This is a genomic window from Secundilactobacillus oryzae JCM 18671 (assembly GCF_000740055.1).
GTDB classification, from domain to species: Bacteria; Bacillota; Bacilli; order Lactobacillales; family Lactobacillaceae; genus Secundilactobacillus; species Secundilactobacillus oryzae.
Window position 1 is genome coordinate 24,457 of the sequence record NZ_BBJM01000011.1, and the last position, 23,995, is coordinate 48,451.

A 23,995-nucleotide genomic window follows, 5' to 3' on the forward strand; every position below is an offset into this window, starting at 1 on the left:
TCAAAAAACTCCTTTCTCGCATTTAAAGCCATGGGAGGCTCTCAGATTGTTCTTTAACGTCCGCAACACACGGAAAAGGACACAAAAAAAGCACTCAACATAAGTTGGGTACCAATTCAATTAAAATTATTCAACTTCTTCTATTTCTTCATGAGGAATCTTGATGCATCGACATGAAGGATGTGAATCTTCAACCACTTTGGGTGCCTTATCTAATGTATAAGGACCACCGCCAGCTAATCCAACACAAATATCACAGGCACTAGGCTCAGTCACCCAGTCGACCTTCTCAATACCCATCTGCCGATAAGTTGCATCGTTCACACGGTCAATCATCTTAGCCGATTCGCTACGAACCAACCTCTTAACGATATAATCCATCTGTTTTGCTCTGTCAGCAATCGATGCGGTTGGCTTAAATTGGCTCTTTTTAATGTGTTTTTTCATTAATTCAGTTAAGTCATCTGGTCCCAAGCCATGTTTAATGTTCTTGTTAACCAGATTCTCAACATCATTAGCCATCGAATCACTATCTACCCAAAGTCTACTCGACCAACTAGCGGTATTTTGTGGGTCTGTAATGAACGAATATGTTTTCTTGGCAGGAAACTTCTTTCGCTGTTGCTTAGGCTTTGCAGTGAGCTTAAACAGCTTTTTTTGATGTTCAATTTGCTCCTGTCCATCAGCTTGAGCAGTAATATCAATTTGTTTTTGAGCTTTGACAGCCCAACGAATGGCACCAATGCCTAGGATAGCTAGAAGCATGTGTCGTTTGTCTATATCTTTGTATCTTGAGATATAAAAACCGAGTCTATCTGTCGCTTCTTCAGGCCAATCAGAAGTATCCATACCATCTAAGGCGCTAGCAAACTGTTCTCTGTCCCAAGTAGTTACCGACTTACTGGCTTGTGATACAGATAATCCATTCTCATCTGCATACTTGGTAATAAAGTCTACTAAATGACTTTTAATGTAGGTCAAATATTCTTCAAAATACTCATCATTCCGCTTATCACTTTGATTATCTTGATTGAGCAGAGTTTGTATTCTGTGCTTGGCCCGCTCCAAGGTTGGCGTCATCGCTCACACCACCCTTCTGCTTTTGCTGGTCAGAAAGATATTGTTGTAGGGATGCATCCCCCTTTTTTGCTTCTTCGTCTTCCTGGTCGTGTAACCGATCGACAGCTTTTTGTGGATTATCAATCCCACTAAAGAAGCTAAGTTTGGTAACATCGTCAACCTGACCATTTAGCTTAGTGATAATGCCCGCTTCCTCACTGAGATTATGTGGGATGCTTTGTTTGTGTTCAAACGTGAGATCACTCACCTTTAGACTCTTGTCTCCCCAAAAATCAAACAGCAAGGTAAATAGTTGGCGTAAAGCCTTATCCATCTTGAGCGCTTTAGTCCTGGCCTTAGCCTGCATAGGTTGATAGCGTTGTAAAAGTGCAACACCACTAATCGATTGAGCGGACATTCCAAAGTTAGAGTCATTCAAGTTAACCACTTGAGATATTTGATATACCAAATCAATCGCTCGATTCAGCCAATTCTCTTGTGTCTCGTCATTTGGGTTAGGTGTAAGAAACTTCACGTCAGGTGGCGTTGGAGTTTCGTTATTAAAGTTGGTATTAATCTCTGTGTATAGATTAATCAATCGCTTAGTAACAATGTCTTCTACCTGCTGAGGTGATAACTTTTGACCAGTCACAACCAAATACGAATCTGAAAAAGCACTAATGTCATTCGCTTTAGCTGAGAACACATCATCAATGCTATCAATCAAACTCATAGTGTCATCGAAAATTCCGGTGCGTTCATCATCTTCTGCTAACTCAAATAGTGGAGTTATTGGAAAGGTGTGCACCGAGCTTTTTTTGACAACGCTTGGATCATCGGAGTCAGCATTGGTAACCACTATTTTTCCATTTTCTCTGACAAGCTCATAGTCTGCCTTCGGAGTGATTAAAGTAGCAGTAGCAACGTCGGCGTCAGGACTGTATCTAATTCCGAACAGCGGTCTGTGCACCACGCTGTTGTCATAAACCAGAATAGTATCTCGTGGCGAGCAGGCTGTAATTTGCAAGGCACCATCGTTAAAGTATGCATACAAATATGAGCGTCCGTAAATGTCAGCTTGCTTGGCCCATTCACTAAACACATCAGCATAGTCATTATCATTAAGCCACGCCTGAATCTTATCGTTCAATACATCGTCATTAGTATCGTCGGATTGATGTTTAATCTGGACGGGGTCACCGCTAAAATAGCCATTAAACGTATTAACCAGCTTCTTAGGTAGGTTGATAACTAGCCTTGCGTCCGGTTTGTTCAACGGCTTCTTTTCACGCCCAATAATTTCATGATGTCGCCCTTTGTAGTAATCACGCTTCAATTTATATTTAGGTGCAATCCACGCTTGGTGGTAGTTGATAATGTTGAACACATCTTCTAAGTTTTCCAAGATATTAGCCGTTGCCGGATATAGAAACACATCATCGTCATTAATGATGACGTGCTCGTTAACATGTATCTCCTGATCACCGCTGTATAGTTCCTTATGAAGCGGAGTGCCACTTAAAATAAAGTCTTGATTACTTTTTTTAAAGTAATTAGCCGTCCTCAATACTTCCCACCTCCTAGTAATTGCTAAATGTTTGTACGCCCTCGTTATGACTGTTAGGCGCTAATATCTTCATGCAGAAATATCTCATTGCATCCATAGCATGATCGTGCTCTTTTACCACTTTGTCTTCTCCATGCTGTGTTGCTTTGTCATCCCATACATAACTAGCCAACTCTTTAAACAGATTGTTCAAGCCCTTAGCAAATTTAATTCTGCCGTTGCTCATAAGCGACTGCGTTAATCTGATGCCATCTAACACATCGTTATTAGCGGGGATGACTTGATGTCCACGTTGTTGTAGCTTGATTGCAAAATGAACCGCTGATGGGTCCAAGATAATGGGTGCGTTAATGCGCCCTAAAAATTGTTCTAGGTCGTTGGCATATTGATCATCACTCTTTTGCGCTTGACTACCACCTGTTTTGCTAGCCTGACGGGCATCAAAATAGTACTCGCGCAAGCAATACCAAACGCCATTAGAAAAACCCCACAGCAGGAATACCGTAGGGTTTAAAGCACCATAATCACATGACACAACGTATCTAGTTATCGAATTGACATCTGGAGTATCAACCACCATTGTCTCTTTGTCGAAATTATCATAAACAACACCATCAGCCAGTACCCACTTACCTTCAATGAAACGTTGGTAGAAGACGCCTGTGTACATCCGCTCGTATCGTTCTTTAGTTTCCTCAGATAACGATGGATTATCAGGCATTTTGAAATGGATATGGAGTGCCTTATGCTTTTCCAACTGATCTAACCATTCAGTCTTAAACCAGTGATAAGGACCGGCAGGGTTGCAGTTAAACCAAAACTTTGCCCCATCAACAGAAGCACGCGCGGTTGCTTGGTTAACGAACGACTGAGGCATCAATGCCACCTCATCAAAAAAGAAGCCCGCGACCGTAATACCTTGCACTAGGTCTTGGCTTCCTTCATCTTTACCACCAAACTCAAAAAAGTAATTAACATGACTACCACGGCTTACTTCAAGTAAGTTGTCTGCCCGCTTGTCCTTAACCTGATAGCCTCGTCCTTGGAGCATGCGCTTTAAAGGTCGAATAACATTACGTCTAAGCGAACCGATTGTCTTGCCAGAAACACCAAATTGCTCTTGGTCAAAGTTCATCATGGCCCACTCAATAAAACTCATAGACATGACGAGCGTCTTACCAGCACGAACAGATCCATCACAGATAATTGCTTCGTAATCTCTTCGATTGGTCCACTGGGGATGAGTAGCAATCGCATTTCTAAAAGACTGAGCTTCAAAAAGTTTAGGATCTAAATACCAATTCAACACATCTAATTGCTTAGACGAGAAAGGTACAAAATCAAACTGGTTGTCTCTCATTGCTCCTCACCACCTTTTTTCTGCTTAGCATTGATAATTGCCTTCAAGAACGTATCTTGGCTTACATCGTCATTTTGAGGCTCTGGTAAGCGGTCAAGAAGTTCCTTCATGGCTTTTTGTTTGTCATAGAGCTTAACAACCAGTCCATCACGTCCAACACGCAATTCCTCCACCGTCGACCAATCTATCTGACTGCTTGGTTTTAAATGAATATCAGCTTGATGAAACTTAACCATCCGCTCGTTAGAATCAAATACCGGATTACCATCATTGTCTGTAGCAACTTGCTCATACGACTCATAGTCTAGAACATCGCCTAGCGAGGCAGTTGCCTGCTTAATGTATTCCTTTAGAATATCGGTTGCAGTGATAAACAATTCGGACTGCTGTTGCCTACGCAACTTGTCCAAAGCTTCTTTTATGCAATCATTTGCAATCAATCGGGGACCACTGTTGCGTGCCGTATCATAGTCACCACCATAAGCTTGCTGATATGCCCACGTCGCGTTAAAACGTTGCAAATAGTACAAGCAGAACAACTTTTGCTTCTCCGTTAAGTCCCCATTTTCGGCTAATTCATCTACTGCAACCTCTATATTTTTGTGTGCACCCTTTTTGGTTTTGTGTGCACCCTCTTTTTTAGAAGATGCAACTTTACCAGTACCGTCACGAGTCCAACCATTCCGCTGTTTCCATGACTTAACCGTATTGAGCGTCACGCCATACTTAGCTGCAATATCCTTATACTTCATACCCGATACATAGTCTTTGTATGCATCCTCAATATGCTCACCCATTACATATCACCACGCCTCCAGTCAATGCTGTTTTTTTAAATGTTTAATCTGTTGTGTCCAACGTAACTTCATTGTTACCGGGGTCGTTAATGACCTCAACTAATCCAAAATACTTATTCAGTTCAGCGATAAAATCATCCTTTATGTCCCAAGGAATATCCACGTAGTTGCCATCAGATAAGCAAACACGATATTGCTTTCTTTCCGATCTCTGTTGAGTAAAAACAACATGTGATAAAACGACACCGTTTTCTGCTCCGCCTTGGTTAAAAGTAAACATATAATCCCTCCACACTACTCTGTCGTGATGTACCCCGCTTGGTAACATCCAACAGCAAATGCTTTTTTGTCATCGAAGCCTTGTCGAAGAGCCTCCTCATATGCGACGTGTGCCATGTAAACCTGTGACTTGACCAATTCTTTTAAAGTTCCTTCTTCACGCTCCTGCTGTAACGTGGCAAGACGTACGGCATCTTGGTTAGCAACATCATTGATCTGGTCTTCAAACATCTTTAAAAAGGCATCTTTATTTGCCATTAGGTTTCCCTCCGTTATCATCGTCCGACTTGTGCTTCTTCAATCGTTCTTGCTTACGCTTTTCACTCAGCCAATGCTCTAAGTCGCCTAAACACTGCTGTTCAGTATTGCTGACGTAGCCATATCCTGTATGTTTCATCCCCATATTGCTTTCACCACCAGCATGATAAAAATTAGAGCTATTCCAATGACTGTTTCAGTTGGTACGTCTCTTCGATCGTTCATGTGGCTCGTCTCCTTTCTATATCTGTTCCCATAACGACATAACGCAGTCTTCACGAATCACCAGGGCTTGCCCATCCTTAACTACAAACCGTAAATACTTGGGAACCTTTTTGCTTGTCATGGCGGCAACGGTGTCTTCCGAAACCAACACATCGCGACTTAGCAACTGCGTTTGACCAATATGTTCTGGATCATATCCCCAGAATTGCAATGTATATGGTTTCAGTTGACTAGTGTCCCTAATGTCCATAGTTAGTTATCCTTCTTTCAAACTGGTCGAAATCGATCAGGTTGAATTTTATGTATAAAAAAGCCAGCCATCTCTGACTGACCCAACCAGTAAATATCGTACCTGCTATCCGGTGTATACTTTCTAAATAAGGAAAGGAGGATATTTATGGAACTAATTTCTGTAGTTTCTAGCGACCTATCAGCTATTGGTTATGACGAATATAACCAACAATTGGAGATCGTCTTCAACAGTGGTGGTACTTATCTTTATAGTGGCGTTCCTAGTTCAGTGTATGAAGGCCTATTGAATGCCGGTTCAAAGGGCCGATACTTTCACGCTTTTATTAAAGGTTATCCTACTACTAGAATAGGCTAATCAATATTAACAAGAATCACCGCTGGACCATCGAAGTTAAATACTTCCTTGTTACCAACGGTGATTTTTGATTTCTCATATGGGTCCAAAATAATAGATTGAATTCCAACCCGAGAACGCAATTCATCAGATAAATCTTTCGTTGAAACTTGGTTTAATTCCAACTGCTTCACCTCGCTAAATTTATTTACTGCAATGCGATTGGTGAGGATTTGCACCTCACATGGTGTGTGGTCACAATGGAGTCACCCACTGCCCGTTACGCGCACCTGACTGCGTCTACCTATTCCGCCACAATCGACTGAATGTTACGGGGGGAGGTTTCCAGTCCCCGTTTTCACGCCCACGCTTAGCACCGTGACGTACTTTTTGAAGCAAATCCGACCCATTCTTAACCGCATTGCTTCACCAAATTAACATCGCATGCAGGAATCGAACCTGCATTTAGCCAACTGCGATACCGTTACTATTCATGTTTCTTAAGGGAGTTATTTATGACCAGGTCGCGTACCCGGTCAATATCGCCCGTAGGAGTCGAACCTACTGTATTCCGAATGCGATACACTACAATACTAACTACTTTGGAGGAGTAGATGTTTGTCAGCCTATCTCTAGGCAAATTCACCAGTGGGAGTCGAACCCGCAACACTTCCATGTCGTCCCAGACTAGTGAACCAAAGGCAATAAACGGAAAGTAATGGCTGTCCCACGTAGGGACAATAGAGATGGTCAGAATCGAACTGACCTACGCCTACATCTCTAAATCTTTCGATAGTACTAATTTATCACTTAAAAGCGGTCATGGAGACCGGTCATAGTCCGGCAAAACTCCGGTCAGACTCCGGTTTTCTTCGAATCCTGCCTTTCCTTGTAAATATGCAGATCATCTAATAGGTATGCGTCCGCAAATTCCAACAATGCATGAGGCTTCACCTTGTCGAAGTACTGCGTTTTTTCATAACCAATAGCTCGATAGCACATCCCGTCCGTAAACTCCTCAATATACAGCATACTGAGAACCTGCTTGCTACGGTCGCTTACATGGCTAAATGCTTCGATAGTCCGCTTAACTACCTGTTCTGCAAAAAGTCTCTGTACGATACGACGATCGGCCGTGTTTTCTGAACTTGGCGATTTGGGCATTCCATCCATCTCCACCGCTTTCAAATCGCTAATCGAACGTCCGCTGTTGCGTACCATTGCGGGGAACGTCACTGCCAAAAAATGTTTACACCGATTAATTGTCGCTTCTCTATCCAATTCAGGAAAGAGACTTTCCATAGAAAATTCGTTATGATTCAACCCGTCCACCCCTTGCGATTGCTGATTTTTATGCTACGATTAACACATCCGAATAATGCGTCAGCAATCCATCGTCCTTGCCGGGGCGATTTTTTTATGGGCTTAATTACGGATCTTCGTAACTAACTCATGAAAAGCTTCCAGGATAACGTCACTGTACTCACCCATCTTTTGGTTAAATACATTAAAAATAAAATTGCCAATCAGAATCGTAAACGTACCTGAGATAAACACCGCAAGCACAACGCTAATTAACACGAAAGTCCAAGCGCTCATTTTGTATACCCATCATATGGTTCTGGCTCTCTCAATCAATAAACTGATCCACCATATTTTTCCACCGCTTTGGCCGCTGTGAAATTATCGAATAGAATCTTATCCCCATTCCAAACCTTCGCCTCGGTCCAATCAAACGTAAGCTGTTTTACTCCGGCGTACCAACCATTGCCAATTTTTACTACATAACGATTACTCATAACCTATCGCCCTCATCCCTTAAAATCCTAATTAAAGTATCCGTTTCCCTTTTTGTTATTGTTTTTGGAATTCCAATCTTTACAACCCTTGTCATAGCCCTTTCAAGCCCATTCCAGGCAAGCCTATCGTTCTTGCTCATACCATTGAGTCGCATAACTCTTCGCCAACGATTATTCATCCTTTACCTCCTCGTAAGTCTTACGGAAAATCTCATCTTTGATGGGCCAATGCTCGCCTTCAATACCTGTAGCAATCCAGTCTCCGAGGGTAAAATATTCATCGCCTTCTAAGGTTTTAATTTTATAAACCCACGATCTTTTCAAGATTTCATATTTCTCAATCATCTCTTTTGACCCGTCGAATTGCTCAGCCTCAATAATGGCTGTTTTGCGATACTTTTTAGTCATCGTCAGCCTCCTCAATAGGTACTGGGTTGATTGCTTTAACCCATGCGGGTGCATTGTCAATTTGAGATTGGGTGACAGTTTCGACTTTATCTTTGGACGCTGGTTTCGGGATTAAATGATAATTTATACGCCATCTGTATCCATCGTTGTACGCATACAATTGTTCTTGTGCCGTTTCTCCTCTATAAGCGCCTGGAAATTTTTCAACAGTTCCTTCCATCGGCAGCACATACTTTTGCTCTTCAACTTCATATCCGTTAACAATCGCTTTAATAAATCTAAAGCGGTCTTGATTGTTGATTGGTCGAGTTTTGATTACTGACGATTCTTCATCGAGCCACCTAAGGTCTCTGTTTTGTAAATCAGCTAATCCGTGAATGAGTTGAATATCATTCTTACCCAAGTCACTTTTTTGTTTATAAAAATCATCAAACCAAGCTGGAACTTTTACTTTTTCAGTCATCCTCTACCTCCACTGCCCACTTGCGGTATTCTTCGGGGATTTCGTCTAAAGTGAATTCAAAATTTTTGCCATCCGGAATGTAGGTAGCCGTACCGAGGTAGTCTTTTGAAAAGCGGCAAAGATATTGGGGTTCACCATCCATACCCATTCCCGGCATTGGAACACGGAACTTAGGTTCTACTAGTTCAACGTCTTCACCCGTGAACAGTCGACTACCGCCAGTGGTCGGCTTTTTTGTATCTAAACCAACGAGATAATCAAGAGATGCATCAAACAAGGCCGCACCTTCTGAATTCAGCAATAAATCCAACTCAATTAAATCTGCGTACACAGTAACTTCCGCATCTTTGGACTTATATTTAATTTTGGCTTCATGATCATTTATCGAAACGATGTGATAAGCCGTCCTTGGATGGAAAGCAGTAACGCCGAAACCATCGCTGGTTCTGACTGCTCGTTTATTAGTTACCCAAAACACAAGTCCTTCTTTTACATTCGTTGTCATTCAAAACACCCCAATAATTTGTCTAATTTGCTAGGTACATCAGTTGTAAAAATTGGCACATCATATTTCACTTTTTTCTCTGGCTCGAAAAATTCTACTGGATCACTTTTCCATTCCAGAAAACCAAACAGTACGGTCAGGATGATTAACACAATCAGTAACACCAGAATCACATCTAGAATCCACATACTCATCGCGTAATCTCCTTAATTTCGGTCACTGACAACTCCACCCTGGGCTTGTCCGAGTAATATTTGTTGCTTCGCGTGCTCACTATCTGGGCGTCATCTACCCACAGGAGCCCTGTGCAGGCGTCTGTAACTGCTTTAAAGTAATTATCTATATCACCTTTAACAACTGGTCTATGGGCTCCTGACAGCCGTTTAGCACGTTCCTTTTTACTTAGGGATTTTTGAATCGGCCGGTAGACATCCAGCTCGACGTGAAGTGGGCCAGTAAGGGGTTCATCGTGATATTGATTGCGTACACTAACTCTTACCAGTACTTTGTAACCTTTTGAATTAATCGGGTCATACGCGGTCACATGCTTACCACGCCTTGCAAATCTTGGTCTTGGTTGAGGCACTGGCTCGCCATTAATTACTATGTTGATACTATTCGTCATTTTCTAAATACCATGCTCCTTTGTAAAAACTACTGTGTTGGGGGAATTAAAAACCTCTTGCAAACTATCTGCATCAAAATACATATAATGCTCTAGCCCACCGTTTGAATAACTCACTTTAACTGTCATATTCAGAACTTCTTCAACGTGATAGGCAACGTAAATTTGCAGCATTCTCACGCCAAATAGCTTGTCGTAGATGGGATATGCGTTGTGAACCCAGAAAACAAGTCCAGATTTAATCTCCGTCATAGTTTCCTATCACTCCAATCTTTTTGAGTGTCTCAACGTCTAGCTTGATGCCGTTAACTGGCACATGATACTTTTCGCTAAACGCCTGTGGTCCAATCTGCTCGATTTCCGAATGGTGAGCCCGGCAGAGAGACATTACATGTCGCTTAGTATGGTCAACGTGATTACGATTCATACCCGATCCAAGGACGTCCACATGATGAATGTCTGCACGCTCTCTACCGCAAATTGTGCACACTCGGTGGCGACAACATTGAAACGCGTAGTACTCCTGGTCACGTGGCAACAACTCATAGCCTGCCTTAAACGGCACATGCCACTCAAACATGAAATCGATAACTAGGTCGAGTAATACATTTGCATCGCTCACAGTCGATTTCGTGCTGTCTGACAGGCTGATTTCTTTGCCGGCAGTGTAAATGCTGTATTGCGTGTAGAACATCTGCTTTAAAAAATCCTGTGGGACAATGAAATGCTCCTCGATATCGTGTAGCAAGGCGAAGAACAAACGCCGTTGTTGTGCTCTAGCCTTTCGTTTATCGACTAGTTCGAAGTCCAACCACATTAGCTCATCAGAGCCGTATAGCGTTTCAATGTGATCAAGGCTGACTGCCGTCTTTGGCCTAATCAGAATATCGCCGTTGTCTAGTATTTTCGCCATTGCCCGTTGCATCTGCCCGCCTCTTTGCCCGGTACTCATCTTCTGTGAGCAGTCCGTCCTCAAATCGGGAAAATAAGTCTTTTCCGTTTTGCTGGTAGTAATCTGGATTCATGCTTTGCCCTCCTGTTCCAACTGCTTAATTTCCTCAACCATGTTGTGGATGGTCGAGTGAGTATGCTTAGTCAGCTTCGCAATCCGTTTCTGTGACAATCCTTGTTCCCAAAGTTCCTTAACTCTTGCTAAAGATTGTTCATGTTCAATGCTGTCTTCACGCCTGGGGACCGAGTTAGCTAGCTTGTTTAATTGCTTAACTTTCTCTGCAGGCGCTTCGGCCACACTGCCATATTGGTTTTCTAGTTCTTGGATTTTATCTAATACTGCTTGATTCATACTGTCACCTTCCGACTTATTTTCTAAATGTGTCTAAGCTAATGTTTAACGTGTCTGCAATTTTGCACATCATGCTAAATCCGTAATCGTCTTCTCTTGTTGTTTAAGATTTTTCACAATGATTTCCCAAATATTCCGTTTTTATTTTTAGAAAGGTAAATCCTCATTGCTAATGTCTATCGACGAGTTGCCATTAGCAAAAGGATCGTTTTTCGGATTCGTCTGCTTTGCAGTGCCAGTAGATTGTGGTGCACTGCTTTGCGCTTGTGAGTTGCTTACAGCCCCCTTTGGCTCAAGGAATGAGAAGTTCTCAACGACAACCTCAGTCACGTAAACACGTGTGCCTTCTTGATTCTCATAGTTTCGAGTCTGAATACGTCCTTCTAGTCCAACTAGTGACCCTTTGTGGGTGAAGTTAGCGAAGTTTTCTGCAGCTTTTCGCCAAATGACGAAATTAATCCAATCAACCTCACGTTCGCCATTTTTTGTTTGGAACCGTCTACTAACTGCCAAAGTTCCCGAAGCAACAGCTAAACCACTCTCGGTGTATTTTAATTCCACATCTTTTCCAAGCCTACCTGTCAGTGTTACGTTATTAAGCATGTTTTCTTTCCCCCTCGGGAGTTGTTAATGCCTTCAATGGAGTCCATCCCCATCTAACTCTTCCGTAAGCAACGTCATATTTAATTTGAAATATCTCGCACCATTCCGAAAAGGTTCGTTTTGCCTGGCCAATTACAACCCATTTACTGTTCGTTTTATTTCTGCTTTGTTCTAGAATCGTTGCCCATCGACAATTTTCAGGGGAGTATCCCTTGTCAACATCAACTCTGTCTATTGTCAATTTATCCGAATATCCATTTTTTACAGACCAAGTCTGAAATTCGATAAAATCGTCCTTCCACTCATCACAAACAGAAATTCCTCTGCCACCATAATTACCAAACGAACTATTGTGTAAGTCTTGGCATCTTGATTTCATTCCCAGCCAAATGGCATAGAGACGTTTATCTTTGTATGCATATTTTTTAAAACGAATTGACGTCGTCTCTTTACGTAGACAACCACAAGATCTAGTTTTACCAGAAGTTAAATCCGTCGTGCTGACATAGCAGTTATTTCCGCAGTCGCAAATACAGTGCCATTTTCCTTTGGTTTGCTTATTTTTATTTCCTGGAATCCACTCAGTTGCAACAAGTCGTCCGAATCTAATTCCCTGTAATTCTTTTTGTTTCAAGGCATTCACCCCCACTATCGCAACTCAACATCTCTTGTGAGTCGCCCTGTCAATACCACTCGATTAATCATAGTCGGCGCCTCCTAATATTCCTGATTCCAGGTTTTATATTTAATTGCAAACTCTTTTGCCACAGCCAGATAGATCTCAATTAGCTTTTTATCATTGCCGATAACATCAACCTTGGTCATCTTGTCCCGTTGCGATTTAGAAGCACCTTCACCAGCCATGCGATTCCTTAGGTTGGTTAACCTAGTCTTGAGTGAAACGCCGGCTCGCCGGTCTACCTCAGCATAGATTTCATTGCGAACTTCTTTGTATCGCTCAATCCCACCACCCAACAAATGAGCGATTTTGTTTATCAGGTGTGTGGTTTCGTTTTGCCAGTCCATTGTGGACGTGCCAACGATTTCAGCAATACCATCAACCTTTGAATCCAGTTGCTTAGTTGCTAACTCTTGTTGAGCCATTTCTTGTAACAGACCATTGACCATTTGTAGCCCAGGACTTAACTGTGAGACGTCCAACTTGATTTGCTGTTCCATCTCGTTAAACGCTTTGATATATTGCAGCTTGAAACCGTCAGCTTTGTGTCCCGTGAAGCCCATTACGATAAATGCGAATCCATCACGATTCATGTAGTACATTGGATTCGCCTTGCCGTTTGAAGCTGTATATTGCCCTTCTACAAACATGTTTTCTAGTAGAGCGGAATTTTCCGCTGTACTAATTTTTGTATTGATCGCTTCTAAAACATCCTTATGCTGCTTACCAAATGTTTCTGCTACTTGCAAACTACTAGTTACCGCTTGCTTATCTTTCATGATTACTAGATCATCCATGCTTTCATCCCTCTTTCTTGGCATTCCTAGCTTCCAACTCGGCCAGTTGTTGGTTAAGCTTACTCAACTCGTCAGCAGACAACGTCTGCTTAGCACTGTCATCGGGCTTATAGTCGTCCTTTGCCCATCCGGGTAAGGTTTCGACTGATTTTTTAGTGGACCTAACCGGCCCTTCGTTTAAGTAATTCTCAAACTTGTCAGCCTTAAACAGCGTTGACGGTCTCAAAAACTTATTCATCTTCGAATCGTTCAGCCAAGAACTAGCTTTGTTATCGATAACCGACTTAAAATCTTCAAGTGTGTAACCTTCATGGATTCTAGCTTGCACTAACTTAACCGTATCCTTGGATTTGGCTTTGAAGTGCTTTCCGGTTTGAGAATTCAGGTAAAGGATAATCTCTAAGACTTGTCCGTTGAGTTGGTCGTTGCTCTGCCGCGCGACATTATCTTTTTCTTTATTCTCTAAGTTCTCTAAGTCTCTAAGTTCTTGTTTGTGTTGAACCGATGTTGAACCGTTGTTGAGTTGATGTTGAACCGATGTTGAATCGGTGTTGAGTTTTGCTTTTTCGTTTAAATCTAAATTCCAGTTAAACACTGTAATGACGGTGTATTCGTTGCTTGCTTTCAATCCAATTAGGTTGTTATCTTTTAACCACCTAAGCCACGAATAGATGGTGTTTGCTGTAACGTAATTTTTATTTCGTCGTGAATTTCTGCAGTTATATTTTTCCTCCAACTTGTCTCGACTCGTTAATAATTGTCCCGGTTCAAGGTGCTCTCCGTATACGTCAGCGGCTTCGTGGTTAACCATCATTAGCAGCATCAAGTAGAACTTCAAACGCTCAGCGTTAAGCCAAAGCTTTTCGTTCATCAGATTACGAGGCACCTTTATCCAGCCGTTGTTCAAAATGGATTCACCCCCTAACCATCCTTGCCATATCTGGATATCCATTTCTCCATCAACGTTTTAGTGGCTTCTCTCACGCATCCATAAGTATCATTGAATACCTCAGAACCTGAAAAGCGTAGTAAAGCATCACATTTAGTGGATAAGAATCGCTCCCGTTGTTTATCGTATGTCACTTGTTCTTTTGTCTTTTCATGAAAAGCATGCCCATCTAATTCTATAAAGACTTTCACAGGCTCCGCCGAAGTTATCGGATCACTCGCACAAAGCATGAAATCCACATAATAGCTACTTTTCTTGTTAGGAACTTGATACTGACAAACTAGGTTCGTAAAAGCACTAGATAAAGGCAACTTTGTTAATTCGTCCAAGTGATCAGTTAACTTCAAGTAGTTATAGGTCAGCAAGAATATCTTTTCTATTGGGCTTTTGGTTTCTGATAAATCATTTATTAATAACTCGTTTAAGTAATGTAAATCAACTTGCCAAACGTCTAGCAAATTGGTTGGCATTCCGTTAGCAGTAATCAAATCATCACTAGTGTGGCTAACGTTATCGAAAACGGCTTGTGCAATAGGAACTTTTGTCATAATCCTGCACCTCCCTAACTAATTAAATCGTTGATGTTGATAATCTGACCAAGTGACTTAGTAGCGCGACAGTAATCGCAATTTTCACATCTAGCGGGCTTAACCTGACCGTTAATGACGGCTAAGACATGGTCTTGATAACGTTCTAGCTCTGAATAGGCATAAGACAATTCCTCAGGCGGAATCATCAATGCCGCCTTATCAGGTGGATCCTGCTTAGTTACTGCGATGATAATCGGCGTGCACTGCACACCGTATTGTTGTTCAATTAATTCTTGATAAACAGCCATTTGAAGCTGATAGTTGTATTGAGTAACGAATGGTACGTAAGAACGTAAGTCAACGTTGTAGTAACGCTTGTGCAGGTCTTGGGTGGTCTTTAAATCAACAAAGTAGCCACGTTCAAGGTTTAAGCAATCAATCTTACCTTTCCAATCCACTCCATCAATTTCGCCTGTTACAATCTGTTCCTTGGCACCCACATACAAGTCGTTGAATTTCTCATCATTATCAAGCGCATCAATCATCGCTTGAGCGACTCTGTAGTCATTCTTGAGCTGGCCCTTATACTTTCCTGACTTAGCAATTAAATCGTCTTTGTGGGCTTCTACGAAGTCTGAGTGAGCTTCGTGTGACTCGAAGTAGCTATGCAAGTAATTTCCAACAAGCAATGGCGTCTGATCTTGATTAGGGTTCCATTCCCCTTTTAACTCAGCCAGCGCCTCAGCCTCACACTTCAAAAACCGCTTATATACGGTTGGCGATAGATACTGCCAGTCAGTAGCGACGTCATAATAGTTATCTGCCGTTAACCGGGTTAGCGAAGATGTCGATGTCTTCTTCCGTAAATCTTGCATTTTCTTCACCCTTTTCTTCTACAGGTGCATCCTGTTCTGCTGGCTTTGATTCAGCTTCAACTGGCTTGTCTACCTCTACAATAGGTTCTTTCTCTGTCTTGTTATCTGGAATTAAGTCGGCAATATCGTGAGGTGCCTCTTTACCGCTAACTTCAACTCTGGTATTGTCTGCTGGATTCTTATCATCCTCGGTATACATATCGCCAAGTGATTCAGGAAAGGCTTCACGCAAAGCGTTAACCATTGCCGTCTTTCGAATCATATTGTTGGGCATTGACTTCCAAGTTGATTGTCCTTTACTAAATTCGTCGAGGGCCAATTCAACGTGGGTTTCCTCACGATCGTCACGTTGGACAGTTGCCCAACCACCAATCAAAACGTCTTTAGGGAGCTTCACCGCTCCGTCTAGTTGTTCAATCTTGTCATCACGAGCAACCATGATTCCTGCCTTAACACCTTTAAAATGTGGATTTGAATTTGCGCGTTTCATAAATGCTTCTTTAGAAACGATGATTTGAGCTGGATTGTTACCGAACTTAACCAAGTAAGCTTCGTGTAAGAACGGGTTAAGCTTTTGGAATCGGCATAGTTGCATGAACATCACAACTTCTTGGTCTGAAACCGCCCCATTACCACTTACTAGATATTCACGTACGGTATTACCATTTAACTTAACAGCTTCTCCATTAACTTCGTATTCAATATTGGTTGTCATTACTGTATTTTCTTTAGCCATTACTTTTTCCTCCGTCGTCTATGCCTTTTCGAATTTCAATCCGTTATTGACCATGTAATTCTTGAGAGCGAATAACTGATCAATAGTTCCGGTAATCTTCAATGTGTAGCTTTGAACTGCTGAACGTTGGGAAGCTTCTACTTTAGTAGACTCTGTATTAGCGGTTGCTTGAGGAATCTCTGGAGTTTCTGGAATGGATTCGTGAGCAACCGTTTTTTTAATCGCTTCGACCGAATGCTTAGCGGCTACGTTATCAATAGCCTTAAAAATGTACTCCAATTCTTGTCCTTGTTCTAGCTGTGCAATCCAACCGTCTGGCTCAACTTGCTTTTGTTTTGCATAATCAGTGACTTGCTTCTTATTAGCTTTCAATAAGTCATCTGCGTTCTTCAATTCGGTTAAGGTGGCTGTAATTTCATCCTTCAACTTAGATTGTGTAATCGACTTATTAAGCCAATTTGGAGCAATCCGAACTCGGTTAGGGTCAATATCCAATTCCTTAGCCATCCCCGAAATAAGAAGCTCTACGCCACGTTCACGGTCAAGTCGGTGCTGTTCTTCAAGTTCTTTCAAACCGTCATTGATTGGACTAATAACTGCAGTTAGATTACTTTGAAGGTCTTTGACTTCCGCTTCAAAATCCTTCAATGGTTCAGAGTATGCCCGCTTAACCGATTTGCGCTTACTATCTAGTTCGTTATTTACCTTGCGTAACTCAGCAAGAATCTTTTTACTTTCACTTTCCGTTTCGTTGGAAACGGCAATGTCTTTGTATTTTTGTGCGTAAGCCTTAATAGCCTCTTCTAGTTCTTCCTTGCCGTTAATAACAATTTCGGTAGGTGAATATTGAATCCCAAACTTAGGTAACTCTACTAATTCGACTGTTTCGCTCATATGATTTTCCTCCGTAGTTATGGTTTGTAGATAGTGTTGTATAGGTAGAAGACCAATTTTAATCCTTCATTTTCCAGCATATCGATTGCATCGTAGTAATCCGCTGGATGCGCATTGTTGTACATTGTGACCATGTAATTAATTACAGCTTCGTCCTCATCAATTATGAACGTGTCAGATAGTTCATCCCACCAGTAATTTTGACTGTGGACAAGCTCCTCACCCTCATAATCAGTAGTATCAGGTGCAACCGTCTTGATTGCTTGGCGACGATCTGTTTTAACAGGTTCTTTCATTTGCCAAAATCCTAATTTCGACATGTAATCATCTCCACCATTGCAACTTTTTTCTTTTTGGGATAGTATTAAAAGTGAAAAAATTTGAATTAAGCAATTTATCTTTTAGCTCTAGATGGCCGTCTAGGGCTATTTTTTTGTGCTCCGTTTGTGATGTAAAAACTAAATCTATAATTGAAATTGGCTTAATATCCATTGAGACACCTCCTAGTCAAACCATTCTTTTAACTTATCCGGATAGGCTCTGAAATACTCAATTACATATCCTGTGCCAAAACATACGGCTCCAAAAATCAACCAATCTAGCCATTGTGGTAATACCCAAATCATACGATTACCTTCTTTCCATTTGCTTCCCAATCTTCAATCATTTGGTTTAAGTCCAAGCCTAGGTTTTCAGAAATAAAACGATCAATTTCTACTTCAGGAATCGTCTTAGCTCCTAAAATTAAAGGTTTCAATTTCCCCATCTGAATTAACTTAGGAATATTTCCAGCACTAGTTTTAAGCATGCGCGCCGTTTCGGCTTGAGAAAACACTTTAGGTTTTGGCTGGCGTTTAACAACGAAAGTTTTCAACATTTCAATCACCTCTAATTAATCTGTATTTTTTCCAAACTTTCAGACGTTTTAGCGCTAAATCTTGTAATGAATAGTCGTATTCGTGACAGATACATATTGCAGCATTAATACCAATAAAAATCGCATCCCAAATCTGCCAAACTGCCTCTTTCGGATCAGTAGTGTCGTGTACAGCACTGGCATTGGTATCGAACTCGTCTTCTGCTTTAGCTAAGGCATCTATTGCTTGGCTAAGTTCCCGAACCGCTCGACGTCCAATCGCTTCTGAATCTGATTTGATGGCTTCTCCGTCTGCAACCGGCGGAATCAAACCGCCTGATAAATGATGGCAAATATCCAAAACCAACAATTCTGATTGGTCTGGAAACTGCTCAAGCAAACTTTTAATTTGTTCAAATTGAAGATTTGAATCTCCATGTGCTAGCTTCGAAATAAATGACTGAGTGTAGTTCATCCCTTTGCCAACAGCAGTTGCAGTCTTATGATTTAGCTTCATAACCTTGGGCAGCGTGCTATTGACTGCGAAAGAACGATAAACAATGGTTTCTGACATACTTCCACTTCTTTCATATGAACCGATTTTTTATGACGGCCATAAAAGGTAAATTTAAGATAGTTCATAAGCCAGTTCTTCCATCTCTTGCTCTGTTTCGCTGGTCTTGACAATGAACATATTGTTGATGAACTCATCATTATGGATTGTGCGTAGTTGTTGTAATTGCTGGACATTCCAACGAGTCGTTGCGGCTAAATACTTGATTTTCTCTTCGATAGTCATGTGATTCACCTCCTTTATTTGCTCTTTGAAAATCTGATACCCTATCACCTTTCCTAGTGGGATAATTACTACTAAGGAGGTGAAATAGTATGAATAATTTTGTTATCACGTTTGCTGACGTCCACGAGCCTAATTCAGAATTGGGTGTCAGCATAAAATCAAAACTAGAAGACTTGAGCTCCGGTAAATGGTTACAAGTTTTCCCACAACAGATAGCTATTCAAACGAGCTTATCCATTCAAGAAGTAGCCAATGTCCTAGCGGAAGAAGCAAAGCAAACACGAATTTCAATCTTTAAATTCAGTCAGTGGGCTTCGAATGAAAGCCGAAGCGAGAACTTAATGACTCGCTTGTTTTAATCTGACTAGCTCTAGCAACATATTCTTCATAATGTTTGGTGTATTCTTCCTTGCTCACAGCAGGTCCATCAAACGAAATACCTTTAAAAATGTACTTTCTAGCGTCCATATCGCTACCTGGTACATTTTTATTTAGCTTTCTCATTCCGCTCACCTCCCTTCAATTGAACTTTTTCTTTTGTTTCACTTTTGAGCCCACCTAAAGCAAAAAAAATATCCTTTATATTTTCTCCAATACCATCAGAAATTTTCTTTGCAATAGTTGGAGACGGATCAACTTCTTGGTTTAATATCAAAGATAAATATCCACTCGTAATGCCAATATGACGGGCAAAAAGGTTCTGTGAATATCCGCTTAAGGCAATCTGATTTCTTACATAATCAGGGCTCTTCAATCTCATTTTCAAATGATCACCTCCTCGATTACAAATATAACTATAAACTATCTGTTTCACTTTTGCAACCATTTTTCTTAAATTTGTTTCACTTTTTATATACATGTGTTTCATTTTTGTTATACTGAATGCATGGAAAGGCTGTGTTTTCAATGGATAACAGCAATGCTGAATTTGGGTCCAAATTAAAAGAATTAAGAAATAAGAAGGGCTTTACCGTTCGCCAGCTTGCACTTCAAGCGGGAATATCTAATTCCTACCTATCACAAGTTGAAAATGGCAAAAGAAGCATTCCGAAGCCTGCAACACTTGAAAAGATTGCTAAAGGAATGCACGTCCCCAAAGAAGATATATTTTTAATGGCCGGAATATCTAACGGTAATGATGCTCCCGAATGGGCAACGGAAAAAGATTTTGCAGATTTAGAGAAATACTTAAATGATAATACCAAGAAAAACTTTGAGGGTGCTGTTTTAGATGATGAGGCCATTCAGGCTACTCTAGGGTTTCTTCGTGGATATTTCTGGCAACGCCGTAATTCAGAACGACAAAGCAAGCGAGATGACACAGATGAATGACAAGATAAAGAACGATATCAACACGATCATTAATAGATATCATACGGCCGACCCTTTTGCTATAGCTGATAAATTGAACATTGATGTTGTATATGCACCATTCAAGCAAGAACCAAAAGGCATGACGTTCAATTATGGAGACCAACCAGTGATAGCATTATCTAATGAAATAAAAGAATCTAATCAACGATATTTTGTCGTTGCGCACGAGCTAGGACACGCCGTTGAACAAGCTGACTTAAGCGCTTATTACACGGCACGTGATCACTGGAAACGTGAATTAGAAGTCGAAGCAGACAAGTTTGCCGTCGCATTACTCAGCGAACTTTATGTAGAACAGCATGATGAGATGCCTAGAAACTGGTTTGATTTGGTGCATGAATATGGCTTCCCTATCATTGGAGAGTAATTTTTATAAATGTGAAATAGTTTCAATTATCTATAAATAACTAAGTCCAAGAATCTGATGACTTTAAAAGCTGTACCTGTATTGGGAGTGAGTAAAGTGGAAAACGAAACAAAGTTTTGTATTAAATGTGGAAAAGAAATACCAGCTGTAGCTGAATTCTGTAGTTTTTGTGGTGCAAAACAGAATTATACTAAAAGCGAAGCAACTGTGAATGGCAACGAATCCTCTGACTTGAATGAGGCAGATTCGAAAGCTTCAACCAGCTCTGGTGAAACATCAAGCACTGTTCAATCAGCCTCTACGCAAACTACACCTGTCAAAGAATCGGAAAACGATAGTCCTGCAGGAATTATCTTTTTTGGCTGGGCATGTGCGCTGGTCGCTCTCTTCATCCCAATAATCGGTCTTGGAGGAATTGGATTTAGTATCGCATTGATTAATGGGTCCAAGGCAAAAAGTGCCGGAATTCTATTACTTATTTTTTCAATTATTTTTATGTGGCTTGGCTTTACCGGATTCGGCGCAGGTTTTATGAATGGAGTAAGAGGATCTTAAGATTTTTTTACAGGAGGAATCAAAATGAAATTCAATAAAATTATGTATGCAGGATTGGTCACGCTATCGTTTGGTACTGTCTTGTTCACGGGTTACACCAAAGCTAACGCCGCTTCGTGGCATTCGTCAGCTATCCCCGCTAAATTACGTGCTCATTGGCGTGCAAAACAAAACTACGGCTATAGTTTCAAGATTACTAAACACGCGTTTAAATATTCTGGTGAATCTACTTGTAAAAATGTGAAGTGGAAATACCGTGGTAACAACTTCTATTATCTCAAGAGTAACCAAGGAACCATCCTAGTCCACTACTTTAATCACCATAAACTCACATCGAATTCGATGTGGCACACTTACACCAAATAACTTTGCTTCACTCTCCCACCCCGGCTTGCGCGGGTTCGACTCCTGCGGTGGGAATAACTAAAGCACATGAAAGGAGATCATACTATGTCACCTACTGATAAATTCAACCAGGCTAACCATAACTTTAAATCAATCTATTACGCGGGCAAACAAAGAGAACGCAAAAATAAGCCAAATAAATATAAATGGTTACCGGATTGGACACTAAATAAAAGTAACTATTTGTTGCACGAGCACGATCCACAAAATAGAAATAAAAAGGTTTATAAACGAGGATCCATCGTCAACGTAGATTTTGGCGTTAATGTAGGTCAGGAATTAACTGGGAATCATTTCGCAATCATACTTAACAAACACGATAATTCAAGAAACGACAAATTGACCGTTATCCCGCTTACCTCCCATGAACATCCCAATACGGTTAAATTAGATAAGACAATCTTAAACTTATCCCTAGAAGAATTTATTCAAGCTGCCGTTCGCCTTTCTACGATAAACTATGCTTTAATATATGTCCTATATACTGCAGCAAAAAAAATTAATCCAGACACGAAAACACCTTACGAACAATTTTTATTAAATGCTAATAAGCAAGAAACTGATGAAGAAAAAATGGTTATTCAAGGATTAGCCGACTCGCTTAACAAAGATATTCCTGACAACGACTCTGCTATTGCGACTCTTAAGAATTATCCTCCACTTACAGAACATTCTGATAATATTCTGGATTATATTATAAATAATAATATATCTAATAAAATCATTCACGACGTTAACCTAGTGAGTGAAGCAATGAATAAATATAAGTCTTACAATAAAGAAACTTGGGCAAAAATTTCCGACATACAAACGGTCAGTAAAACCCGATTAATTAGAATTAATTCAGCAGATCCTATCGGTAAAATAAAAGTTTCTCCTAGCGTATTAAATACGATCGATAAAGAAATTAGAAAACAGTTTACCAAGTAAGTTATTCTTGACATTGTATACAAATAATATGATAATTTAACTATCGAGAGGACGTATGCGCCTCACCAATATATTTCTTAGATTCGGCTTTACGCCAACCTGAGTAAGGTAGTTATCTTATTGATAACTACCTTTTTTAATTGCCCTATTGGGCTTTTATTTAGACTCAAAAAAGAACATACGTTTCTATCATAATCAATATGTAACTATGAAAGGATTGATAATTATGGCAAGAGGTTCAATAAGAAAACGTGGAAATAAATGGTATTATGCTTTCGATGTAGGCTATATAGATGGCCACAGAAAGCGAATTGAACGTGCTGGTGGCTCAACCAGGGCTGAGGCAGAAAAAGCGCTAAGAGACGCGCTTACTGAATATGACAGTGTCGGTAACGTGATGAAGCTAACCGATATGAACGTCGAGGAATATTTTAGATACTGGTATGACAATTATGTAATGAAAAACTTGAAAGAAAACACACAGGTCAATTACCTTAATGTCATCAATAAGTACGTAGTTCCAAAACTCGGTATTTACCGAATGAAAAACATCGGCCCGTCAGCTTTGCAAGATTTTGCCAACCAGCTTGGAGAAATGCCTTTAGCAAAACATTCAGTAGAGATTATTATGACTGTTGTTAAAGGTGCTTTTAGAATGGCCGTGTTCCCTTATCAGTTGATTAAAGAGAATCCTGCACACTACGTCCAACTTCCCCGATACGATCAGGACGATCGTGTCACGCGAGAATCGCTTAAAATAATTTCTATGGCGCAGTACAAACAAATATTAGCCATCACCCCGCCATCTGATCCGTTCAACATCCCCTTGCAGATTGCATTTAATACTGGATTGCGTCGTGGTGAAGTCTGTGGACTCGAATGGGACGCAGTGAGCTTTGAAGATAATACCATCGAGGTTAAGCAAAACATGCTGCAGGCAAAAAACGGCAATTATCGAATTGGCACCCCAAAAACAAAATCTAGTTATCGCAAGATGCTAGTGGGCGAATCGCTAATGGAAATACTTCGGGCTCATCGCAAGCATCAACTGGAAGAAAAAATACGCTACGGCCAATTTTATATTGATTCAAATTTTGTTTGTACAAAAGAAAACGGAAAACCCGTTACCCCTAATGCAATCAAGTACGCCTGCTATCGAATTGAAAAAAAGCTGGGCTTTCCATTTAACTTCCATTCCTTGCGTCATACCCACGCAACAATGTTATTGGAAAATGGTGCTAACATAAAAGATATTCAAGTTCGTTTGGGGCACTCTCGTATTGCAACTACTATGGACACTTATTCGCATGTAACAAAAAAGATGTCCACCGCAACGGTGAACATCTTCGAAGAAATGCTGAGAAAAAATCAGTAAACTTCCGCCATTTTATTTTTCGGGCGGAAGATTGGCG

General features: G+C 40.8%; 42 protein-coding genes. 8 read left to right on the plus strand and 34 right to left on the minus strand.

The features are described 5' to 3' along the window. Positions 1-126: 126 nt before the first annotated feature. From LOSG293_RS04080 to LOSG293_RS04110, 8 genes are all read right to left on the minus strand, one after another. Positions 127-1,080: a structural protein gene (locus LOSG293_RS04080; protein ID WP_034527335.1), complete on the minus strand. Its 954-nt coding sequence runs from the start codon at positions 1,078-1,080 to the stop codon at positions 127-129. After that, positions 1,022-2,626 (minus strand): phage portal protein, encoded by a 1,605-nt coding sequence (locus LOSG293_RS04085; RefSeq protein WP_034527337.1) that lies wholly within the window; start codon positions 2,624-2,626, stop codon positions 1,022-1,024. Before LOSG293_RS04085 ends, LOSG293_RS04080 begins: the two co-directional genes overlap by 59 nt. Positions 2,627-2,639: 13 nt before the next feature. Then, the gene (locus tag LOSG293_RS04090) at positions 2,640-3,986 is read right to left on the minus strand and encodes a PBSX family phage terminase large subunit (RefSeq protein ID WP_051907208.1); all 1,347 of its coding nucleotides are present in this window, start codon (positions 3,984-3,986) and stop codon (positions 2,640-2,642) included. Beyond that, a complete protein-coding gene (locus LOSG293_RS04095) occupies positions 3,983-4,783 on the minus strand; it encodes a terminase small subunit (RefSeq protein ID WP_034527339.1) in 801 nt (266 codons plus the stop codon). The genes LOSG293_RS04090 and LOSG293_RS04095 overlap by 4 nt, the downstream gene beginning before the upstream one ends. A 43-nt stretch (positions 4,784-4,826) precedes the next feature. Continuing rightward, entirely contained in the window at positions 4,827-5,063 is a 237-nt protein-coding gene (locus tag LOSG293_RS04100; protein WP_034527341.1) for a hypothetical protein, read from the minus strand. 14 nt (positions 5,064-5,077) lie between these two features. Beyond that, positions 5,078-5,320, minus strand: a complete 243-nt coding sequence (locus tag LOSG293_RS04105) for a hypothetical protein (RefSeq protein ID WP_034527343.1) — start codon at positions 5,318-5,320, stop codon at positions 5,078-5,080. Then, a complete protein-coding gene (locus LOSG293_RS09935) occupies positions 5,310-5,465 on the minus strand; it encodes a hypothetical protein (protein ID WP_160171699.1) in 156 nt (51 codons plus the stop codon). The genes LOSG293_RS04105 and LOSG293_RS09935 overlap by 11 nt, the downstream gene beginning before the upstream one ends. Before the next feature lie 96 nt (positions 5,466-5,561). Continuing rightward, complete coding sequence (locus tag LOSG293_RS04110; RefSeq protein WP_034527345.1) at positions 5,562-5,795, minus strand: hypothetical protein; 234 nt, start codon at positions 5,793-5,795, stop codon at positions 5,562-5,564. A gap of 147 nt (positions 5,796-5,942) precedes the next feature. Between LOSG293_RS04110 and LOSG293_RS04115 the strand changes: the two genes are divergently transcribed. Beyond that, positions 5,943-6,152, plus strand: coding sequence for a KTSC domain-containing protein (locus LOSG293_RS04115; RefSeq protein ID WP_034527347.1), 210 nt, complete (start codon positions 5,943-5,945; stop codon positions 6,150-6,152). On the opposite strand, the gene LOSG293_RS04120 is transcribed toward LOSG293_RS04115, so the two are convergent. The 25 genes from LOSG293_RS04120 to LOSG293_RS09955 form a co-directional block, all read right to left on the minus strand. After that, positions 6,149-6,316: a BC1881 family protein gene (locus tag LOSG293_RS04120; RefSeq protein WP_152551101.1), complete on the minus strand. Its 168-nt coding sequence runs from the start codon at positions 6,314-6,316 to the stop codon at positions 6,149-6,151. The two genes, LOSG293_RS04115 and LOSG293_RS04120, sit on opposite strands and share 4 nt — an antisense overlap. Before the next feature lie 670 nt (positions 6,317-6,986). Beyond that, positions 6,987-7,463: an ArpU family phage packaging/lysis transcriptional regulator gene (locus LOSG293_RS04125; RefSeq protein ID WP_235786804.1), complete on the minus strand. Its 477-nt coding sequence runs from the start codon at positions 7,461-7,463 to the stop codon at positions 6,987-6,989. A 93-nt stretch (positions 7,464-7,556) separates the two neighbouring features. Beyond that, positions 7,557-7,730 (minus strand): hypothetical protein, encoded by a 174-nt coding sequence (locus tag LOSG293_RS09940; protein WP_160171700.1) that lies wholly within the window; start codon positions 7,728-7,730, stop codon positions 7,557-7,559. 35 nt (positions 7,731-7,765) lie between these two features. Next, complete coding sequence (locus tag LOSG293_RS09945) at positions 7,766-7,930, minus strand: hypothetical protein (RefSeq protein ID WP_160171701.1); 165 nt, start codon at positions 7,928-7,930, stop codon at positions 7,766-7,768. 171 nt (positions 7,931-8,101) lie between these two features. Continuing rightward, positions 8,102-8,338, minus strand: coding sequence for a hypothetical protein (locus LOSG293_RS04130; RefSeq protein WP_034527351.1), 237 nt, complete (start codon positions 8,336-8,338; stop codon positions 8,102-8,104). Further along, the gene (locus LOSG293_RS04135; RefSeq protein ID WP_051907209.1) at positions 8,331-8,801 is read right to left on the minus strand and encodes a DUF1642 domain-containing protein; all 471 of its coding nucleotides are present in this window, start codon (positions 8,799-8,801) and stop codon (positions 8,331-8,333) included. Before LOSG293_RS04135 ends, LOSG293_RS04130 begins: the two co-directional genes overlap by 8 nt. Beyond that, positions 8,794-9,306: a hypothetical protein gene (locus LOSG293_RS04140; RefSeq protein WP_034527353.1), complete on the minus strand. Its 513-nt coding sequence runs from the start codon at positions 9,304-9,306 to the stop codon at positions 8,794-8,796. The genes LOSG293_RS04135 and LOSG293_RS04140 overlap by 8 nt, the downstream gene beginning before the upstream one ends. Then, positions 9,303-9,500, minus strand: coding sequence for a hypothetical protein (locus tag LOSG293_RS04145; RefSeq protein WP_034527355.1), 198 nt, complete (start codon positions 9,498-9,500; stop codon positions 9,303-9,305). The genes LOSG293_RS04140 and LOSG293_RS04145 overlap by 4 nt, the downstream gene beginning before the upstream one ends. Continuing rightward, positions 9,497-9,931: a RusA family crossover junction endodeoxyribonuclease gene (locus LOSG293_RS04150; protein ID WP_034527357.1), complete on the minus strand. Its 435-nt coding sequence runs from the start codon at positions 9,929-9,931 to the stop codon at positions 9,497-9,499. The genes LOSG293_RS04145 and LOSG293_RS04150 overlap by 4 nt, the downstream gene beginning before the upstream one ends. A 3-nt stretch (positions 9,932-9,934) precedes the next feature. After that, the gene (locus LOSG293_RS04155) at positions 9,935-10,183 is read right to left on the minus strand and encodes a hypothetical protein (RefSeq protein ID WP_034527359.1); all 249 of its coding nucleotides are present in this window, start codon (positions 10,181-10,183) and stop codon (positions 9,935-9,937) included. Beyond that, complete coding sequence (locus LOSG293_RS04160) at positions 10,170-10,856, minus strand: putative HNHc nuclease (protein WP_034527360.1); 687 nt, start codon at positions 10,854-10,856, stop codon at positions 10,170-10,172. The genes LOSG293_RS04155 and LOSG293_RS04160 overlap by 14 nt, the downstream gene beginning before the upstream one ends. A gap of 96 nt (positions 10,857-10,952) precedes the next feature. Next, positions 10,953-11,234, minus strand: coding sequence for a hypothetical protein (locus LOSG293_RS04165; RefSeq protein ID WP_034527362.1), 282 nt, complete (start codon positions 11,232-11,234; stop codon positions 10,953-10,955). Positions 11,235-11,381: 147 nt separating this feature from the next. Then, positions 11,382-11,837, minus strand: a complete 456-nt coding sequence (ssb, locus tag LOSG293_RS04170; protein WP_034527364.1) for a single-stranded DNA-binding protein — start codon at positions 11,835-11,837, stop codon at positions 11,382-11,384. Beyond that, positions 11,830-12,471, minus strand: a complete 642-nt coding sequence (locus tag LOSG293_RS04175) for a hypothetical protein (protein WP_051907210.1) — start codon at positions 12,469-12,471, stop codon at positions 11,830-11,832. Before LOSG293_RS04175 ends, ssb begins: the two co-directional genes overlap by 8 nt. An 83-nt stretch (positions 12,472-12,554) precedes the next feature. Next, positions 12,555-13,313, minus strand: a complete 759-nt coding sequence (locus LOSG293_RS04180) for a Rha family transcriptional regulator (RefSeq protein WP_034527366.1) — start codon at positions 13,311-13,313, stop codon at positions 12,555-12,557. Positions 13,314-13,317: 4 nt separating this feature from the next. After that, a complete protein-coding gene (locus LOSG293_RS04185) occupies positions 13,318-14,220 on the minus strand; it encodes a conserved phage C-terminal domain-containing protein (RefSeq protein ID WP_051907211.1) in 903 nt (300 codons plus the stop codon). Between the two features lie 14 nt (positions 14,221-14,234). Next, positions 14,235-14,810 (minus strand): DUF559 domain-containing protein, encoded by a 576-nt coding sequence (locus LOSG293_RS04190; RefSeq protein WP_034527368.1) that lies wholly within the window; start codon positions 14,808-14,810, stop codon positions 14,235-14,237. Positions 14,811-14,824: 14 nt separating this feature from the next. Beyond that, positions 14,825-15,667, minus strand: a complete 843-nt coding sequence (locus LOSG293_RS04195; RefSeq protein WP_034527370.1) for a PD-(D/E)XK nuclease-like domain-containing protein — start codon at positions 15,665-15,667, stop codon at positions 14,825-14,827. Further along, positions 15,609-16,403 (minus strand): phage recombination protein Bet, encoded by a 795-nt coding sequence (gene bet / locus LOSG293_RS04200; RefSeq protein ID WP_034527372.1) that lies wholly within the window; start codon positions 16,401-16,403, stop codon positions 15,609-15,611. The genes LOSG293_RS04195 and bet overlap by 59 nt, the downstream gene beginning before the upstream one ends. Before the next feature lie 18 nt (positions 16,404-16,421). Beyond that, positions 16,422-17,297, minus strand: a complete 876-nt coding sequence (locus LOSG293_RS04205) for a DUF1351 domain-containing protein (RefSeq protein ID WP_051907212.1) — start codon at positions 17,295-17,297, stop codon at positions 16,422-16,424. Positions 17,298-17,314: 17 nt separating this feature from the next. After that, on the minus strand, positions 17,315-17,617 hold the full coding sequence (locus LOSG293_RS04210; protein WP_034527375.1) for a hypothetical protein: 303 nt from the start codon (positions 17,615-17,617) through the stop codon (positions 17,315-17,317). A gap of 4 nt (positions 17,618-17,621) precedes the next feature. Continuing rightward, on the minus strand, positions 17,622-17,789 hold the full coding sequence (locus tag LOSG293_RS09950; RefSeq protein WP_160171702.1) for a hypothetical protein: 168 nt from the start codon (positions 17,787-17,789) through the stop codon (positions 17,622-17,624). Positions 17,790-17,919: 130 nt separating this feature from the next. Beyond that, positions 17,920-18,183, minus strand: a complete 264-nt coding sequence (locus tag LOSG293_RS04215; RefSeq protein WP_152551097.1) for a helix-turn-helix domain-containing protein — start codon at positions 18,181-18,183, stop codon at positions 17,920-17,922. After that, positions 18,176-18,727, minus strand: coding sequence for a hypothetical protein (locus tag LOSG293_RS04220; protein WP_034527380.1), 552 nt, complete (start codon positions 18,725-18,727; stop codon positions 18,176-18,178). The genes LOSG293_RS04215 and LOSG293_RS04220 overlap by 8 nt, the downstream gene beginning before the upstream one ends. Positions 18,728-18,781: 54 nt before the next feature. Beyond that, the gene (locus LOSG293_RS09955) at positions 18,782-18,952 is read right to left on the minus strand and encodes a hypothetical protein (protein ID WP_160171703.1); all 171 of its coding nucleotides are present in this window, start codon (positions 18,950-18,952) and stop codon (positions 18,782-18,784) included. Positions 18,953-19,041: 89 nt separating this feature from the next. Between LOSG293_RS09955 and LOSG293_RS04225 the strand changes: the two genes are divergently transcribed. Beyond that, positions 19,042-19,311: a hypothetical protein gene (locus LOSG293_RS04225; RefSeq protein WP_034527382.1), complete on the plus strand. Its 270-nt coding sequence runs from the start codon at positions 19,042-19,044 to the stop codon at positions 19,309-19,311. A 128-nt stretch (positions 19,312-19,439) separates the two neighbouring features. Here the strand turns inward: LOSG293_RS04225 and LOSG293_RS04235 are convergent, their stop codons facing one another. Then, complete coding sequence (locus tag LOSG293_RS04235) at positions 19,440-19,712, minus strand: helix-turn-helix domain-containing protein (RefSeq protein WP_235786805.1); 273 nt, start codon at positions 19,710-19,712, stop codon at positions 19,440-19,442. Positions 19,713-19,858: 146 nt separating this feature from the next. Here LOSG293_RS04235 and LOSG293_RS04240 point away from each other — a divergent pair, with 146 nt between their 5' ends. From LOSG293_RS04240 to LOSG293_RS04265, 6 genes are all read left to right on the plus strand, one after another. After that, complete coding sequence (locus LOSG293_RS04240) at positions 19,859-20,284, plus strand: helix-turn-helix domain-containing protein (protein ID WP_034527384.1); 426 nt, start codon at positions 19,859-19,861, stop codon at positions 20,282-20,284. After that, complete coding sequence (locus tag LOSG293_RS04245; protein ID WP_034527388.1) at positions 20,277-20,693, plus strand: ImmA/IrrE family metallo-endopeptidase; 417 nt, start codon at positions 20,277-20,279, stop codon at positions 20,691-20,693. Before LOSG293_RS04240 ends, LOSG293_RS04245 begins: the two co-directional genes overlap by 8 nt. Before the next feature lie 96 nt (positions 20,694-20,789). Then, on the plus strand, positions 20,790-21,248 hold the full coding sequence (locus LOSG293_RS04250) for a zinc ribbon domain-containing protein (RefSeq protein ID WP_051907214.1): 459 nt from the start codon (positions 20,790-20,792) through the stop codon (positions 21,246-21,248). A 24-nt stretch (positions 21,249-21,272) separates the two neighbouring features. Continuing rightward, positions 21,273-21,614: a hypothetical protein gene (locus LOSG293_RS04255; protein WP_034527390.1), complete on the plus strand. Its 342-nt coding sequence runs from the start codon at positions 21,273-21,275 to the stop codon at positions 21,612-21,614. Between the two features lie 84 nt (positions 21,615-21,698). Beyond that, positions 21,699-22,583, plus strand: coding sequence for a type II toxin-antitoxin system PemK/MazF family toxin (locus LOSG293_RS04260; protein WP_034527391.1), 885 nt, complete (start codon positions 21,699-21,701; stop codon positions 22,581-22,583). A gap of 226 nt (positions 22,584-22,809) precedes the next feature. Continuing rightward, positions 22,810-23,958 (plus strand): tyrosine-type recombinase/integrase, encoded by a 1,149-nt coding sequence (locus LOSG293_RS04265; RefSeq protein ID WP_034527395.1) that lies wholly within the window; start codon positions 22,810-22,812, stop codon positions 23,956-23,958. Positions 23,959-23,995 lie beyond the last annotated feature (37 nt).